Origin of the sequence: Caballeronia glathei (genome assembly GCF_000698595.1) — a bacterium.
GTDB classification, from domain to species: domain Bacteria; phylum Pseudomonadota; class Gammaproteobacteria; order Burkholderiales; family Burkholderiaceae; genus Caballeronia; species Caballeronia glathei.
The window spans coordinates 1-16,039 of the sequence record NZ_JFHC01000114.1 but is presented as its reverse complement, the minus strand read 5'-3'; the positions used below and the strand labels follow the sequence as shown (position 1 = coordinate 16,039).

The 16,039-nt window shown below is 61.6% G+C and carries 8 protein-coding genes and 3 pseudogenes; 6 read left to right on the top strand and 5 right to left on the bottom strand.

The window, feature by feature from the left end; all coding sequences use genetic code 11:
* A pseudogene (locus BG61_RS45140) lies at positions 1–90 on the bottom strand (IS6 family transposase); the annotation flags it as partial.
* Positions 91–267: 177 nt separating this feature from the next.
* Here BG61_RS45140 and BG61_RS40900 point away from each other — a divergent pair.
* Positions 268–513 (top strand): annotated as a pseudogene (locus tag BG61_RS40900) (transposase domain-containing protein); the annotation flags it as partial.
* Between the two features lie 71 nt (positions 514–584).
* On the opposite strand, the gene BG61_RS35835 reads toward BG61_RS40900, so the two are convergent.
* Together BG61_RS35835 and BG61_RS35830 are read right to left on the bottom strand one after the other, a co-directional pair.
* Positions 585–2,441 carry a hypothetical protein gene (locus BG61_RS35835; protein WP_129572149.1) on the bottom strand — a complete coding sequence of 619 codons (1,857 nt, stop codon included), beginning with the start codon at positions 2,439–2,441 and terminating at the stop codon, positions 585–587.
* Between the two features lie 776 nt (positions 2,442–3,217).
* Positions 3,218–4,108 carry a LysR substrate-binding domain-containing protein gene (locus tag BG61_RS35830; RefSeq protein WP_035931861.1) on the bottom strand — a complete coding sequence of 297 codons (891 nt, stop codon included), beginning with the start codon at positions 4,106–4,108 and terminating at the stop codon, positions 3,218–3,220.
* A gap of 104 nt (positions 4,109–4,212) precedes the next feature.
* Here BG61_RS35830 and BG61_RS35825 point away from each other — a divergent pair, with 104 nt between their 5' ends.
* Positions 4,213–5,472, top strand: coding sequence for an MFS transporter (locus BG61_RS35825; RefSeq protein WP_081868302.1), 1,260 nt, complete (start codon positions 4,213–4,215; stop codon positions 5,470–5,472).
* Between the two features lie 244 nt (positions 5,473–5,716).
* Positions 5,717–7,387: a thiamine pyrophosphate-binding protein gene (locus BG61_RS35820; RefSeq protein WP_035931857.1), complete on the top strand. Its 1,671-nt coding sequence runs from the start codon at positions 5,717–5,719 to the stop codon at positions 7,385–7,387.
* Between the two features lie 324 nt (positions 7,388–7,711).
* Here the strand turns inward: BG61_RS35820 and BG61_RS44770 are convergent, their stop codons facing one another.
* Both BG61_RS44770 and BG61_RS42475 read right to left on the bottom strand, forming a co-directional pair.
* On the bottom strand, positions 7,712–14,020 hold the full coding sequence (locus BG61_RS44770; RefSeq protein ID WP_267908628.1) for an autotransporter outer membrane beta-barrel domain-containing protein: 6,309 nt from the start codon (positions 14,018–14,020) through the stop codon (positions 7,712–7,714).
* A gap of 401 nt (positions 14,021–14,421) precedes the next feature.
* Positions 14,422–14,766 (bottom strand): hypothetical protein, encoded by a 345-nt coding sequence (locus BG61_RS42475; RefSeq protein WP_152565272.1) that lies wholly within the window; start codon positions 14,764–14,766, stop codon positions 14,422–14,424.
* A 273-nt stretch (positions 14,767–15,039) separates the two neighbouring features.
* Between BG61_RS42475 and BG61_RS42470 the strand changes: the two genes are divergently transcribed.
* The 3 genes and pseudogenes from BG61_RS42470 to BG61_RS42465 form a co-directional block, all read left to right on the top strand.
* Complete coding sequence (locus BG61_RS42470) at positions 15,040–15,249, top strand: hypothetical protein (protein ID WP_129572148.1); 210 nt, start codon at positions 15,040–15,042, stop codon at positions 15,247–15,249.
* Between the two features lie 50 nt (positions 15,250–15,299).
* Entirely contained in the window at positions 15,300–15,521 is a 222-nt protein-coding gene (locus BG61_RS35810) for a dodecin family protein (protein ID WP_035931871.1), read from the top strand.
* A 255-nt stretch (positions 15,522–15,776) separates the two neighbouring features.
* Positions 15,777–16,039 (top strand): annotated as a pseudogene (locus tag BG61_RS42465) (hypothetical protein); the annotation flags it as partial.

Genomic DNA, 16,039 nt, shown 5'->3' with positions numbered 1-16,039 from the left:
CTGCCCCTGATGCTTGATAGCCGTCTTAGAAAATGCCTTTGCCGCTGCCATGTCGCGTTTGGCGCGCAGCATGAAGTCTACCGTCTGGCCGGTGACGAGCCGGCAGTCCGCCGCCCCCACTGACCCTATGTGTCGCCTTCATATGATTTCTCCCGGCCGGCGTGACAACCAGCCTGAGAAATCATATGGATTATGCCGACTCGACAATCAGAACGGGACATGAACGAAGACATCCGTGCTCTTGATGCGGCATAACTCGGGAGTCGGCATAACTGGGTGGAAAACCAGATACGTCCGTGGGCCGTCGGCCGGTCCAATTGGCTCTTCGCCGGGTCGCTGCGCGCTGGCCAACATGCGGCTGCCATCATGAGCCTCATCCGCTCGGCGCAACTCAACGGCCACGAGCCCCGTGCTTATCTGAACGACATCCTGACACGCTTGCCGACCCACTGGGCAAGCGACATCGCCGCATTGCTGCCACATCGCTGGCAACCCCTCACGTCTGCCGTCTAGCCTTCCGTTTGTCCAGACGGGTTTGCCGGTCGCTTACTGAATAAAGACGTAAAGACCTAAAGATGGCGACGCTATTTGCCCTCGGTTTCGGCCGGCTTGGTGGCGGTGAACGGAGTCGCGCTGACCTCGCCGTCGCCGTCCACCACGGTCGCCTTCAGATACGGCTTCGTATAGGTTTCCTTGGCGCTCACGTCGTAATTCATCGTCGTAGTCATGCTCTGATTTTGCTTGTTCTTGTCCGAGCCACCGCTACCCTGCTTGTTGCGGTTGTAGGTGGAATCGTCCGTGGATGAACTACTGGAGCCGCCCGAAGAATCCTTGGTCGTGACGCTGGAAAAGGACTTCTTCGTGTCGGTCGCCTCGGTCATGTGACGCTTCCATTCCGTGTTGGTCGTGCTGTCGAACGACTGTTCGAGGTTGGCGGTCGTGGTGGACGTGGCGCTGCCGGTGACGTCTCGGTCGCGCTTGCCCGACGTATCGTCTTTCGTGCCGCCCTTCTCGTGAACGGTCGTGTCTTCCTTGCTGTCGGTGTACTTGACCTTGCCCGTCTCCGCGAACGTACCGGCGACCTTATCGATGAGATCGAGCGCAATGCCCCATCCCTTGACCTTGCGCACATACTTGCCGATCTTCGGGATGTCCGTGATGAAGGGAATCTCGGTGGCCTGCTGAATGATGTTCACGCCTTTTTGCAGCCACCATGCCCAGTTTCTTTTCTCCTTGTCGCCGCTCTCGGTGTAGCCCTTCACGTTCTTCGTGTAGTCGGTGAAGTGACCCTCGACGCGATGCGTTTCCCACGCATCCTGATCGTGATACTTGAACGATGAAACCGTCTTCTGCACCAGTTCCGACTTCACCTTGTCATGCACGGTCGTCACGTTGGTGACCATATCGTCGAGCGTTTTCACGACAGCCTCGTTGTACTCCTGTTGCACCTTCTCGACCGACGACTCGCCGTGGCGTTCCTGATCGGTCTTCGTTCTCGTGGTGTCGACCTTCTCGCTCTCGTTGTCCTTGTGCGTTTCCTGCTGGCTCTCCGAACCCTGCGACTTGGTCGTCGTGCTGCCACTGTGGATGGTTTTTTCCGCAACGGGCGTGACGGGCACTTCGAGCAGGATGGTCGGGTTCGCACGCGCTTTGTAGAAGAACTTGCTGCGGCCCGCATCGCTCATGACTTTCTGGTCGCTGGAGACCGTGATCACCGTCTGCGAGCCGGGAAACTTCTCCTCCATGTGCGCGGACGCCTGCTGCTGGATCTCTTCGAAGTCGCCGAACGTCTTGATTCTCTCCGCGACGAACTTCTTGGCTTCGAACTGCGCGTCCGTCGCCTGCTTGCCCTTCAGGCCGCTGACCTTGATGCTGTAGCTCTTGTTGACATCCTTCGCATACTGAAGCTGCGCCGAGATCATGCCGGTGCCTTCGGCCGGGTTTTGGTTGAGCGGCGCGTTGTAGGTCTCGATCAACTGACCGCCTCCGCGCGTCACGCCTTTCGACACCGAGACTTCATCGACGGATGGCGACAGCGACGCGATGGTCAGCGGGTTGAACCAGAGCGCGTTCTCCGCCTTGCTGCGTTCTGCCCCTGTGCTCGATGCGCCCGGCAACTCTTCGTAGCTCGCCTTGATCTTCATCGGCGTCGAGGTCTTTTTTGCGGGCGCTGGTGAATTCGTGGCCGGAGTTGTCGTCGCTTTGGCATCGTTGGCGGGTGCCGGGCTTTCGGCCTGCGGCTCCTTGCGCTGTATCGCGATGCCGGATTGCGCCTCGCACAGCAGCCGGTTCACCGCCCGATTGCCGAGCGCACGTTGCAATCGAACGAGTTCGGGAGTCTGGCGCTCAAGCTGAGGAACGACCGCCGCCGGTTTTGCGGCATTCGATCGTGCTCGACGCAGCGTCTGGTCCTGCGTCCTGGCATCGGTTCGTGTCGCCATCTCGTCCCTCGATAGTGCGCCTGCATGCCTCATGCGTGACGGGTGCCGCCAATATCATTTTAATTCATCGGCAGCTGGACGTTCGGTTCTTGCGTTTGCCGCCTACACTCTGGCCGAAATCGATCACTTGATTCACGAACGGTGTAACTTCGTTTTGCCTATGCTGTATGCGTGACTCGCTTTCTTTCGGACTTCACGGTGCGGCAGGCGGCGGGACCGATTGGAAGTTTCGACGGACAGGAGCCAGACCATGTCGACAGATTCAGGTGGAGACGCGACCTCGAACGCGGATACGCGCTGCGGTGAAGCATGCACGCACGATGACCCGCCCGGGACGCCGGGCGGCGGTTGTTGTGCCTTGACTTGCGTGCTGCCCAAAGGGCATTGCCCGACGGATCATCGGTGTGCGAAGGGGCATCGGTGGTCCTGCAGTCAGCCGATTGCTTGATCCCTTTCATGCGTGCGCATCGCTCGAAAGATGCGCACGATGCACCTCATCGAAGGCAGGTATCGAGTTCGCGGAAGGGTTCGGTTCATCGACCGCGACGTTCACCAATCCGCGCTCGCGCTCCATGGAAAGGGTGTTCTGGCGAGCCTTCTCCGAAAATCACGACTCGTGTCGAAACTCGGCGGCAAGGGTGAAACCCTCCATCACATCGGCGCAGTGTTCGAGAGTCAGCTTTCCAAAGCAGAAAGGCCATACGAGGCAGGAAGCGGATCCGCGACCGACCCGCCAGGCAGGACTGACGGAAGACGGCACGTTACCAAGGTCGGGTTCATACTGACTTCGCCACTGCGGCAAATGCGGCCGCCTGCGCAGAGGGCTGATGAGACTGCAAAACCAGCCAAATCGCAGATCGCGCACCTTCCTCCTTAAGTGGCCTGTACACCACGCCGTTCGCACCGATACCGCGCAGCGACTCCGGCACGACCGCAACACCGAGGCCCGCCGCGACCAGTCCCACGATCGTCGCCATTGCATGGGCTTCTTGCGCAACCACCGGGGCAAATCCTGCCTGCCGGCACAGCAAGATGATCTGGTCATACACTCCGGTACCGCTTTCGCGCGGATACATGACGAAAGCCTCGTCTGCCAGTGCACCGATCGGCACCGGCTTCGCAACACCGGCAAGTCGATGCTGGGACGGGAATGCCACAACCAGCGAGTCTTCGAGCAGACGCCTCGCGCGCAGTGTCGGAGGAAGGTCGGGCGCCAATACGCTGCGCACAATGGCCACGTCGAGCCGTTGTTCGAGCAGTGCGGCCAGTTGCTCCTGTGTCGTCAGCTCCTCGATACGCAGACGCACGCCGGGAAAACGCTGCCGGTACGTCAGGATCAAACGCGGTATCACGGCGGTGAATGCGGCCGACCCTATCAATCCGACCCGCAGCTCGCCAATTTCGCCTCGTTGCGCACGAACCGCCACTGTCGACGTCCGGTCGGCTTGCGCTAACAGCGCACGCGCCTCGGGCAGCAGCGCCTTGCCGGCTGACGTCAGTTCCACGCGCCGGTTGCTGCGCTCGAACAGTCGCGCGCCCAGTTCCTGTTCGAGTAGGCGGATTTGCTGGGTGAGCGGCGGCTGCGTGATGTTAAGAGACAACGCGGCGCGACCGAAATGCAGCGTTTCGGCCAGCACGACAAAGTAGCGGACACGACGCAGATCCATGATAGCGATTATGTATCAATTACGGCGGAATCAATATTGGACGTACGTCTTGTCGAGTCCGATTATTCGATGTTAACGCAGGACTGATCGAATGAGAGCCGAACATGACTGGACAAAGCGCCGACGCATTGGAACAGGAAATCGCACCCGCGCCGAAGGCGGCGCCGCCCGCACCCGGCACGGTAAGCCAGAAAATCGAATTTGGGACCCCCGCGTTCATCCGCACCAACTGCGCGCTGTTTGCAGCCGGTTTTGCGACGTTCGCGCTGCTTTACAGCGTGCAGCCGCTCATGCCGCTTTTTTCCACGAGCTTTCATGTGAGTGCCGCAGCCGCCAGCCTCGCGCTGTCGTTGACGACTGGCCTGCTGGCCGTCTCGATGCTGGTTGCCGGCGGACTATCCGAAGCATGGGGCCGCAAACCGATGATGGTCGGCGCATTGTTCCTTTCCGCCGTGCTGGGAATGCTCAGTGCGGTACTGCCGCACTGGTCGGCGTTTCTCGCCATGCGCGCGTTGATGGGTGTGGCGCTGAGTGGCTTGCCGGCCGTCGCCATGGCGTATGTCGGCGAAGAGATGCATCCGCGTTCGCTCGGTATCGCGATGGGTCTGTATGTCGCCGGCACCGGTCTGGGCGGCATGACAGGACGTCTGCTGACGGGCGTGGTGACGGACCTGTGGGGCTGGCGCAAGGCCGTGATGATGATGGCCGTCCTCGCGGTGCTGTGCGCGCTTGTCATGTGGCGTTACCTGCCTGCGTCGCGGCATTTCGTTCGTCGTCGGTTGCATCTCGGGTTGCTCGGGAAGACGTATGCACTGCAGTTGCGGGACCGCGCGCTGCCGTGGCTTTTCGCAGAGGGGTGCCTGCTGGCGGGGACCTTCGTAGCCGTCTACAACTATATTGGCTACCGGCTTGTCGCGCCACCGTTCTCGCTCAGCCAGACGAAAATCGGCCTGATTTTCACCGTCTATCTGTGCGGTATCGTCAGCTCGGCATGGATCGGCAGCCTGACAGGATGGATCGGAGGGCAAACGTTATTACCCATTACCCTCGGGCTGATGCTGCTCGGCACCGTACTCACGCGTGCGAGCTCATTGCCCGTGATCGTGATCGGCATCGCGGTATTGACCGTTGGTTTTTTCGGCGCGCATTCCGTCGCGAGTGCGTCGGTCAGCGCTCGCGCGCAGACCGGCAAGGCGCAAGCTTCATCGTTGTACCTGTTCATGTATTACACCGGATCCTGCGTGGTGGGATCGCTTGGCGGCGTGTTCTGGAATCTGGGCGGATGGTCCGGCATGACGTGGATGACCGGTTCGCTCCTGCTGATCGCGATTCTCATCTCGCTCTGGCTGCGCGCAGAGGCATGAAGCCGTGGCTTTTCGCCCGGAGGCTCTTGGCTCGGCTTGAGTGCTTTCTGGGTCACTTGAGAACGCCGCACTGCGACGACATCGACGCAGATTGTCTGCAATCGAATCGGAAACGGACGCTCGCAAGCGAGCGATATTTGATCGCGATGGCAGGGCTACATCGGCGGCGATACGTCGCCTGCTAGTGAACATCCGCAACAAACGTTCAAGATTCGAAACTTTGTAAGAACAGGACTTAATTTCTATGTCTACACAGCGGCTCAATGGTCGGACGGCCTTTCTGAAACTCCTGCAAGATGAAGGCGTCACTCATGTCTTCGGAAATCCGGGAACAACCGAGCTAGCGCTCATGGAAGCGATGTCAGACGCGGCGTCGATCAAGTACGTCCTCGGCTTGCAAGAGTCGGTCGTTCTATCGATGGCTGATGGCTTCGCGCGCGCCTCGGGTCAATTGACGGCGTGTAATCTCCACTGCACGCCCGGGCTTGGACATGCGATGGGCGCGCTGTACAACGCCCGATTCTCGGGCTCTCCAATTATCGTCACAGCTGGTCAGTATGAATTGGGCTACGGGTTACTCGAGCCCATGCTGTATGAGCCGCTGGTCCCGATCGCTCAGCCGCTGGTCAAGTGGGCGTATGAGATTCAACGTGTTGAAGATCTTCCGCGCGTGGTTCGACGCGCCGCGAAGGTTGCGTTGACCCCGCCTTTCGGTCCAGTGTTTCTCAGTCTTCCTGGAAGCATTCTGGATGACGAAGCCGACCTCAGCCTTGGACACCGCACCCGTGTTCTAGCCCATGGAAGTCCCACGGACCACGATCTGGACGACGTTGTCCGGGCTGTTGTCCAGAGCCGCTCGCCGGTAATCATCGCCGGCCGTGAGTTGGCTGAACAGGACGCATTCGAAGAGGCGCAAACGCTCGCAGAAATGCTCGGAGCGCCCGTTTATCACGAACCCATTCCCTACAATACACGCTATCCCGTGTGCCATCGCGCATTCATGGGTGACCTCACCAGGAACCAGAAAAAGGTTCATGAGACTCTCGGGCAGCACGATCTGTTGATCGTGCTCGGAGCCGACCTCCTTCGCATGTCCGCGTACAACGAGACCGACCCGATGCCCAACGATCTCCTCGTGATTCACATTAGTGAGCGCGAGTGGGAGCTTGGCAAGAACTATCCGACCGACTTCGCTATCCGAGGTAGTGTCAAAACAATCCTCAACTCCCTATTGCCTCGAGTGGACGTCGGCTTGACTATCGAGCAGCGCACTGACGCTCAAGAACGCCTCGAACTGATGTCAAAGCGTAACTGGACGGCCTGCAGATCGCAGTTTTTGAGTTCATCTTCGCTCTCGACAAACGTTCCGATCGCGCCTGGCTTCCTCGCTCAAGCGATTGCCGAATCAGTGCAGAAGAATGCCATCGTCGTAGAAGAGGCGCCGACGCTCGCTCCCCTGCTCAGTTCAGTGCTGGAAGTCAACGAGCCCCGCAATTTCCTTGGCTTGGCCAGCGGCGGACTCGGCTTCGGTATGGGCGGCGCTGTGGGTGCCGCTCTCGCCCGACCGGGTACGCCGATCGTCGCCATCATCGGCGATGGCAGTGCGATGTACGCGATCCAGGCCCTCTGGACAGCTGCACATCTCGATCTGCCGATCACCTACGTCATCGCGAACAACCGGTCGTACCGAATCATCAAGGAGCGGCTGGTCGCGATGCGAGGTACTGACCGCTTCCTCGGAATGGATTTCACGAAGCCGCAACTCGACTTTGTGTCGATGGCCACCGGGATGGGCGTCACGGCAAGAACGGTCGACGATCCTTCCAGTCTGCGTGAGGCGCTGAAAAGCGCTATCGCTTCAGGGAAGCCGTCCCTGATCGACGTCGTGATCGACCCTGGCGTCCAGAAGGCTTAGACGAGGACGAGAGAAACCTGCCCGCTCCATTCGTGTGAGATCGGAAATCGTGAATGTCGATCACTTCGCCATGATCCAGACGTCAAAGGGTATGGCGCAACGGGATTTACCGCCGATCGTCGATCTTCTGCGAAGCGGCCATGCCTATATCAAGCTATCGGCGCCCTATCGCATCTCGCAAGGCACGCCGAACCGTGACGACGTGCGCGTGTTGAATCAACTCGCGTACTGGGTACCCGAACCGGAATGGCGACAGCGCATCCTGGTCATCAATCCAGCCACGCTCTACGGCTTTGATCCTTTGCACCGGTCGCGACGGTTTTGTCAGTACCTGTACTTAAGCCGGATCTGGCCGCCATTCTCAACCTCGTGTGCGGCAACTACGCCGTCATACTCCAGACGCACATCGAGGCGTTTGGTCGTATACACCTCCACCCCGGCGGAGAACTTGCCTGCGACGTGCGCATTGGCAAGCGTATTGGTGAAGCTGCCGAAACCCGGGGCAGTGGCGAAGGAAGCGTTGGTCGTGTAGGTATTGCCTGCAATGAAGCTCACCCCGGCGCCGACATAGGCGTCGACTGTCGCCGACCCGATCTGCGCGCGCGTCCCGATCCGCAGATTCGGTGTGCCGGTCGCAATGACGTTGTTCGCACTTTGCACCTTCAGGTTGAGTGCGCCCGCACCGCTCTCCGTGTAGCCCGGGAGATTGATGTAGTTCAGATCGCCGTCGAGCGCCGGCTCCAGGTAGAAGCGGTCAAATGGAATCTGGTAGGCCGCGCGCAAGTGCAGTCCGACATTGAACGAATCGGGCGAGGCGGTCGCCACCGCATTGGCGGCCGGGATGACGCGCGAGCTATTCATCCAGCCGTAGCTGGCGTCCACCGCACCGGTGAAAGTCCACGGCCCGGCCTCGTGCTTGAGCGCGACGACTCCAAGAAGCGCATTGCCGTTGGCACTTGTCAGGTTGTCGTTGCCGGTGAAGCGGTCGGTCTCGTAGCCAAGGGCGCCACCGAGGAACCAGCCGGGCTGCAGCTCGACCTGACCGCCGACCTTCGTCGTCGTACCTTGCCAGCCGTAGCCCGGGAAGGAAGCGTCGGCGCTGCGCTTTTCCCACATGCCCGTGACGCGGAACCACACGCAGGAACCCTGCTTTCTCACGGTGGTGTCGTCGTCGGCGAACACCGGGCAACTGAAGACGGAGCGAGCGAATGCCTGGCTGGCCTGGTAGCGCGCCGCAGCGATGCCGAGCAGCTCCTGGCCGGAGACGGCGGTTAGCGTCTGGGCATAGCCCGACGCGCTACCGACGTTACCGAAGGCTCCGAAAATGGGTGCAAAGGCGGGATTGGCGCTGTTCCACAGCCGGTCCAGGTTGGCTGCGACGCTTTGCTGTGTGACCGAGGAACCCTTGCTCGCTCCCACGAAATCCGCATCGGTCCTGATTGCGACGGTGTTGCCCTGCACCACTGGCGTGAAGCGGTAGACCGGCGTCGAGGAACCCGCGAGCGTCGCGTCTGGCTGAATTCCGCCGGCCGCCGCCAGCACGGTGCTCGTACTCTTCAGATAGCTCACCGGGTCAACCTGTACCTTGCCGGCGAGCGCGGCGGTACCCGTAACATTGAGCAGATCAGACTGCTTGTTGACCGGATCGACCTGGACGGTCAGCACGCCAGTCGAACTCTGCACAAGATTGCCGGTGAGAACCGTCTTGCCGATCGACTTGGCACCGCCGACTTTGAGCGTACCTGCGTTGATCACCGTGCCGCCTCCGACGTTCAGCGTGTCGGGTGTGTCGATGACGCCGCCGGCCAGATTGTTGACAACGCTGGCGCCGCCCGCTCCGAGATCGATGTCGCCGGTAATGGTGCCGGTGTTGGTGAGATGCGTGTTGTTCGCGGCGCCGTCCGCCAGGATCGCGTATTGTCCGGCGTTGGTGGTGGTGATGGCGATGGAGCCGGCGTTGGTGATCTGATTATTGGTGCCGCCGAGCAGGCGGATTGCTGCCGAGTCGCGTTGGTCGGCTTTCTGGTTCACCAGGTTGGCGGGCACCGCACCACCAATTACCGACGAGCTGCTATCAATCGAGATCCGGATCGGGCCCGATGACGTGCCATCACTCTGCGCAAGGATACCGGCCGCCCCCGGGCCGAACGCACGGACAATGGCGCCGTTCTTCAGTTCGACGTTCACCGCATTGCCGGTGCCCTTGCCACCTGCGGTGCCACGCGCCAGCACCTGCTGCGCCCCGCCGTCGGCACTATAGGCCTCAACCCCACCGCCACCGCCGACCGACTGCGCGAAGACCGCCGGCGCGTACTTGCCGGACGTCGTAATCAGCGCGTTGTCCACGGCAACGGATACCGTGCCGCCATTGCCGCTGTTCGCCTTGATGCCGAGGCCCGTGCCGGACTGGTACGACCGCACCTGCGAGGGATCGCCGGCGAAGCCGCCGCCGCCGCCGATCGACTGCGCGATCACGCCATAAGCCCCGTCGGACGAGGTCCCGACAAGCCCGTTTTTGACATTGACCGCGACCGGGCCGCCATCGCCGCCGGCGCCACCCGCCCCGCCGGTGCCGCCCGCGGGCAGATTAACCTGGCCGCCGACGACCAGGCCGCCGCCGCCGCCAATCGACTGGGCGAGCACCCCGTGCGCGTCAAGCCCATCAGTCTGGACGTTGCCGTTGACCGCGACCCTCACTTCGCCGCCCTTGCCGGAGCTGCCGTTTCGACCGCCGAAGCTCAGTTGCATCCCGTAGATGTCGCCAAGCCGGCCCTGAGGATTCACGATGATTTTGGAGGGGTCGAACGTCTCATCGGAGCTCATGGTCGTCACGACACCGCCGCCGCCGCCGACACTCTGTGCGAGGACCCCGATGCTGTGTTTGCCCATCGTCTGGATCCCGGTAGCCATGCTGTTGTCGGACGTGCTCACGCTGACCGTGCCCCCGTCACCGGCCCCGCCTCCATTGCCGCCCACTGCGACCGACAGGCTTTTCAGCGAGCCGCTGACGGCCCCTGCCAGCGCGCCGTTGCCACCACCGCCCCCCACGCTCTGCGCATAAATGCCAAACGCTTCCACCCCCTGAGTCTCGATCGTGCCGCTCGCATCCTTCGTGACGCTCACCGCACCGCCTGAGCCGGCCGCGCCGCCGCTGCCGCCCACGGCGACCGCACTCTGCACCTTCGAATCATTGTTCGCCTTGCCGGCTGAACTCGCCGCGCCGCCGCTGCCACCGCCGCCGCCAATGCTCTGCGCGAAGATACCGTGGGATTGCGCGCCAAAGGTGCCGATCGCGCCGGAGTCGGCGACGTTCACCGCGCCGCCCTGACCACCCGCGCCGCCGCTACCGCCGACCGACACGCCGACGCTGATCTGGTTCGCGGTGCCCAGCGGGTTCGACCCGGGTTGCGGCTGCGCGAAGATCGCTTTCAGATCGGTATAGGTCGCGTTAATTTTCTCGCCGAGCACGCCGACCTGCAGGATATTGTTGCCAAGGTTCTGCACATCCTGGTTCAGGCCGAGCCCCTGACCCAGAATGCCAAACATGGTCTGCGCATTGGAGATCGTGTCGAAGCCGCCGGCGCCGCCCGCGGTCGCGCCGCCCTTGCCGCCCTTGCCGCCGCCGCCGCCGACGCTTTGCGCGAAGATCCCAGTCGAGGCCGTGCCGCGGGTGACGACGTTGCCGTTGTTGATCGCAGTCACGGTGTTGCCGTCGCCGCCGACGCCACCCTTGCCGCCAACACCCACGGAGATAGCCAGCTTGCCAGCGGCCGCAGCGGCGGCACCACCGCCGCCGGCACCGCCACCGCCGCCCACGCTCTGGGCGAACACGGCATCGGCGCCGTCGCCGCGCGTCGCGATCGAACCGTCGTTGGTCAGGCCAACCTTGCCGCCCGTTCCGCCAGTTCCCCCCGTTCCGCCGACCGCAATAGCGGCGCTGAAGCTGGCTTTGGAGTCAGCCGACGTTGCCGCGGCATCGCCCGTGCCGCCATTGCCGCCACCACCGCCAACCGACTGCGCGAACACGCCGTAGGCGTCCTGGCCCATGGTCGCGATCAGCCCCGAGTTGGCCAGGTTGACGGCGCCTCCCGTGCCGCCGCTACCGCCGCTGCCGCCTATGGCGACAGAGGCCGAAATGGAAGCGCCCTTCGCGGCCGATGCGGAATAGGACGCGGCAGTTGCGTCGCCGCCTGTGCCGCCGCCGCCGCCCACAGACTGCGCCGACACGCCGATCGCGCTGTCGCCCGCTGTCGTGATCAGACCGGAATTGTTGAGCGTGACGTCTCCGCCGGTGTTCCCGGTCCCGCCCGTGCCGCCGAGAGCGACACTGACGCTGATCGCGGGAATGTTGGGGCTGGGTGAAAGGGCAACGGCACGCGCCGTGGCGCTGCCGCCGGAGCCGCCGCCACCGCCGATGCTTTGCAGCAGGACTCCTTCGGCATCCGAGCCATAGGTCGAGATCTGTCCGGTGTTAGTCAGCGAAACCGAGCCGGCCGGGCCGCCGCTGCCACCTTGTCCGCCAATGGCAACAGTGCTCGCCAGTGGTCCGCCGAGAAGGAACGCGCTGGCGTTGCCGCCATTGCCGCCGCCGCCACCAATGGACTGAGCCTTGATGCCGGCTGCGTGGTCACCGTATGTCGTGACGAGTGCGCCGTTGTCGATCGTGACCTGGCCGCCCGCACCGCCACCGTGGGCATCACCGCCGATCACCATGCTGATCAGCCCCCCGCCGATCGATGTCGCGTTGCCGGCATTGCCGCCGGAGCCGCCGATGCTTTGCGCCAGGATCCCGGCCCCACCGCTCGGGTCAAGGCTGCCAAAGACGCTGTTCTGGCCCAGCGTGAGCTTCACCGGACCGCCATTGCCGCCCTGGCCGCTGTTGCCGCCGATCTCGAAGCCCGCGCCAACGGCGACGCCGCTGGCGTCGCCGCCGTTTCCGCCACCACCGCCGATGCTCTGGGCAATAAGCGGGATGCTGCCTGCACCTGATGTGCTGCCGACCGTGACAAACGTGTGGTCCGAGGTCACCGTGACCGGACCGCCATTGCCGCCCGCGGCACCCGCGCCACCCGCGCCAGACAGCACGAAGTTGACACTCCCGCCATTGCCCCCACCGCCGCCGATACTTTGCACCAGGGCGCCATGCGTATATGGGCCGTTCGTTTTAATTGTCGCCGTGTTCGTCGCGTCTCCAAGGGTCAGCGAAGCGCTCCCGCCAGCGCCTGCCTTACCACCATTGCCGCCTTCACCCACGATAGTGCCCTGGGCGCCGTCACCGACACCGCCGGCGCCTCCATTGGCCTGCACCAGCACCCCCTCACCCCCGATCAACCCGGCAGTAGATTGCCCGGCCGGAACATTCGCGGTGTAATCGATGGAACCAAGGACGGTGGCGCTGGCGCTGCCGGCATTCCCGCCGTCGCCGCCCGCACCACCCTCATTGCGGATCGTGCCGTCGATGGCAGTGCCACCGCCCCCGCCCGCTCCGCCATTCGCCGTGGCGGTTACGCCGCTGCCCGGCTGATTCTGACTGTCCACCGGTTGCATCTGATCGGAGAAAACGATCTGGCCACCGCTGCCGAGTTCCGCGCTGGCTGTGCCGCCGTTACCTCCGTTGCCGCCGGTCCCGCCAAAACTGCCACTTCCACCGAACGCGCCACCGGCGCTGCCGCCCTTACCGCCATCGGCGTCAGCCTGCATCGGAAAGATCTGGCCTATAGGGGTGCTGGCGGTCAGACTGCCGTTCTGATACGCAAGTGTCGCGGTACCGCCGGCGCCGCCATTGCCGCCCTTGCCTCCATGGCCTTCCACGACAAGATCACCCGGAGTGGGCGAGTCGCCACCTTCCCCGCCGGTCCCGCCCAGGGCGGACGCTCGCAGGCCGACGCCATAGAACTGAATATTGCCGGAGGCGTTAAGCTCTGCCTGACCACCCCGCCCCCCTGGTCCCCCGTTGCCGCCATAGAGCGGCTGTATGCCTTGGGCATTGGACACGGCACCCACTCCGCCGGTGCCGCCATTGGCTTCCACGTCGAGCGCAACTTCCGGAAGGACACCTTTCGGGTCGGGACCAACCGTGCCGCTAAACTGCACGGAGACTGCGCCGCCATTGCCAGCCGCTCCGCCGTTTCCCGTGTGGGCGGAGCCATCGTCGTCATAACCGCCCTGTCCGCCGGCACCACCGTCACCACCGTTGACGGACCATCCCGCTCCCATCGTGGGGCTGATGGGGGTCGGCGCGAAGCCCCCCTTCACCGTAATTCCGCTGTTGACGCTGTTAAAGGAACCACCCGACTGACCAGCGAATCCATCCTGGCCCTTTCCGTTCCAAGAGCCGTCGTCAGCGCCTTTGCATCCCGCCTGCCCCGATGCGCTCAGGTAGTACTGGGGGAGCGGCGCTGCGCCAAACGACTGATTGGAAAAGTTGGTCTGTGCCGGCGCCGCAGGCAGCGCGGGGTTGGCGCTGCTGTTGCACTGGGCTCGCGCCGCGATCGGAACAAGCAGCGCTGCCAGCGACGCTACGGCCGAGGCGAATGCCACCACGGTGCGACGCTTGCGCCCGCAACCATCCTCTACAGAAAGCGCCGACGTCACTGCCCGTGCAGACTCACAACGCGATGAATGCTTGAACATGTACACGATCTTCCCCTTTCTGGTTCCGTCGCAATAACAGGCGCAACTGGTTGAAGTCTTTTCAAAAAAGACATCGAATTTGTCTGCGAGTCGCGCAGAGGCCGGTTTTCCTGGCGGCCCGGCTCGATCGGACAAAATCCGATTTCCTGGCGCTACGAATGACCGGAAGCTCGCACCGGCACGTGATACCTACGAAATTGAGCCCTGCCCAGGAATGTGATTACTTTCTAACTTTCACCGGCATATTTCGGCGGAAGTTTTCCAACTTGATAAAGGCCTTCAGATGAGATGACTTGTGCATCTTCAAGCGCTCTCTGGAACTTTTTGCACTCCGTCATTGAATACAAGAGGCAAGATGGACATGAATTTAATACCGCTATTTCAAATTGAATATTTGCCGTTCATTCACCATTTTTGGAATCGACTGCGTAAAAATAGCTTCTTGATATTAAAAATAACTCTGATTCATCATCGGCGGTCGCGAAAGCAAGACCACTTGGTCCCACGTTGATCTGATCAGACATGGGGCAATGAGCATAAGCCATACCCCTATAAGCAGCGAATGAACATATGCCTATGAAACTTAAAATCGGCTTAATATGACAAAATGTTTTCATGAAAACCTCATAATCCAGCAGGCCGCAGGCAAAACCTGTCGCATTACACAAGTCGGCGCAGTCCGAGTTCGCCGCCCAGTCCTGACCATATTGGGTAAATATGGATGAGAAGACATCAGGCCGAGGCACCTAATGCGCATTTGAAAAAACATCAATCACTTGCGCTTAGGCTGCATAGTGCCCGTGATGAGTTAGATATTTATTAGTAGGATGGAACTACAGGTACCGCTAGCCGGGTCTTGTTCAATTCAAGGCACGTAAGACGATCCGCCAGCTCGGTTTGGGGTAATCGAATGAAAGGGACTTCCCCGTCCCGAGGCTGCGGCGGAAGCCGCGAATCGGCATCAAAAGTGCCATGATGGAGTGTCGAGCCTTCATCAACGCCAGCGGGAGGGGAAGTCCATGTCCATTCTCACCGTCGAAATCGATCTTGCCAGGAATGTGTTTGCCATCGATGGTGTGGATGAAACCGGCAAGGCGGTACTGGTCAATTCGATTCCGGGAGAAGTCGGCGCCAGACGATCCGGCAGCTTATCCACACCAAAAGACGAAATTGCGGGATGCGACTGGTCCGGAAGATTCAGCTACGCAAGTCACGCAGTTGGCCTATGATGAAAACGTCGACGAACCTCACTCGCCTCCGTTATCCAAAGGAGCACAAAATGGCAAAGAAGAAGACAGAATCCGTTTATCGTGTGACAGAAATTATCGGGACAAGCCCCGTCTCGTGGGAGGATGCGGCCAAAACTGCTGTCGAAACAGCCGCCAAGTCGCTGCGTGATCTCCGCGTCGCCGAAGTCAGCAAACTCGACATGAAGATCGAAAGCGGTAAGATCGTTGAATACCGTGCGCGCGTTTCATTGTCGTTCAAATACGAAGCCTGAACGGATGACTCCGTGGGGCGCCGCGGCTATCGCCACCGAGCGGACACCGTGCCCTTTTCCACGCGAACCGACCCCGCTTCTCCTCCTATCGGCATCCACAAGCCGATGACGCGCGGTTGAGTGCGCGTGATCGTCAAGCAACTGCTCTAGAATGCGGTCGCGCATCTCGCGTTCACTGGTGAGTCCGGCGAGCGGGCCGCAGAAACACTGCGGCAGGCGTCCGCCCATTGGCAGCGTCATACCGCCGGATCACACATGATGGATCGGAAAGTCGATCTCCGATACGTGCGCGACAACCTCGGGCACGCACCGATCTCGACCATCAGCCAATATCTGCACGCCGACGACGATGACCGGTATCGCGCGACCGAGTCGGGCCTCAAGCTTGACTGGTGCAGTCTGCCGCAGCTAGCCATCCACCAGCTTGTCGATTCGGAATTCAAAAGAGAATTATTAGATAAGGAGACGTATTGCTCTATCACGCCGATCATTCGTAAGCGCCCGGTGATGGCATCTTG

What these genes read in the sequence shown, in the direction of transcription:
- BG61_RS35835 (WP_129572149.1), bottom strand. Translation starts at nt 2,441, where the DNA reads ATGGCGACACGAACCGATGCCAGGACGCAGGACCAGACGCTGCGTCGA.
- BG61_RS35830 (WP_035931861.1), bottom strand. Translation starts at nt 4,108, where the DNA reads ATGGATCTGCGTCGTGTCCGCTACTTTGTCGTGCTGGCCGAAACGCTG.
- BG61_RS35825 (WP_081868302.1), top strand. Translation starts at nt 4,213, where the DNA reads ATGACTGGACAAAGCGCCGACGCATTGGAACAGGAAATCGCACCCGCG.
- BG61_RS35820 (WP_035931857.1), top strand. Translation starts at nt 5,717, where the DNA reads ATGTCTACACAGCGGCTCAATGGTCGGACGGCCTTTCTGAAACTCCTG.
- BG61_RS44770 (WP_267908628.1), bottom strand. Translation starts at nt 14,020, where the DNA reads ATGTTCAAGCATTCATCGCGTTGTGAGTCTGCACGGGCAGTGACGTCG.
- BG61_RS42470 (WP_129572148.1), top strand. Translation starts at nt 15,040, where the DNA reads ATGTCCATTCTCACCGTCGAAATCGATCTTGCCAGGAATGTGTTTGCC.
- BG61_RS35810 (WP_035931871.1), top strand. Translation starts at nt 15,300, where the DNA reads ATGGCAAAGAAGAAGACAGAATCCGTTTATCGTGTGACAGAAATTATC.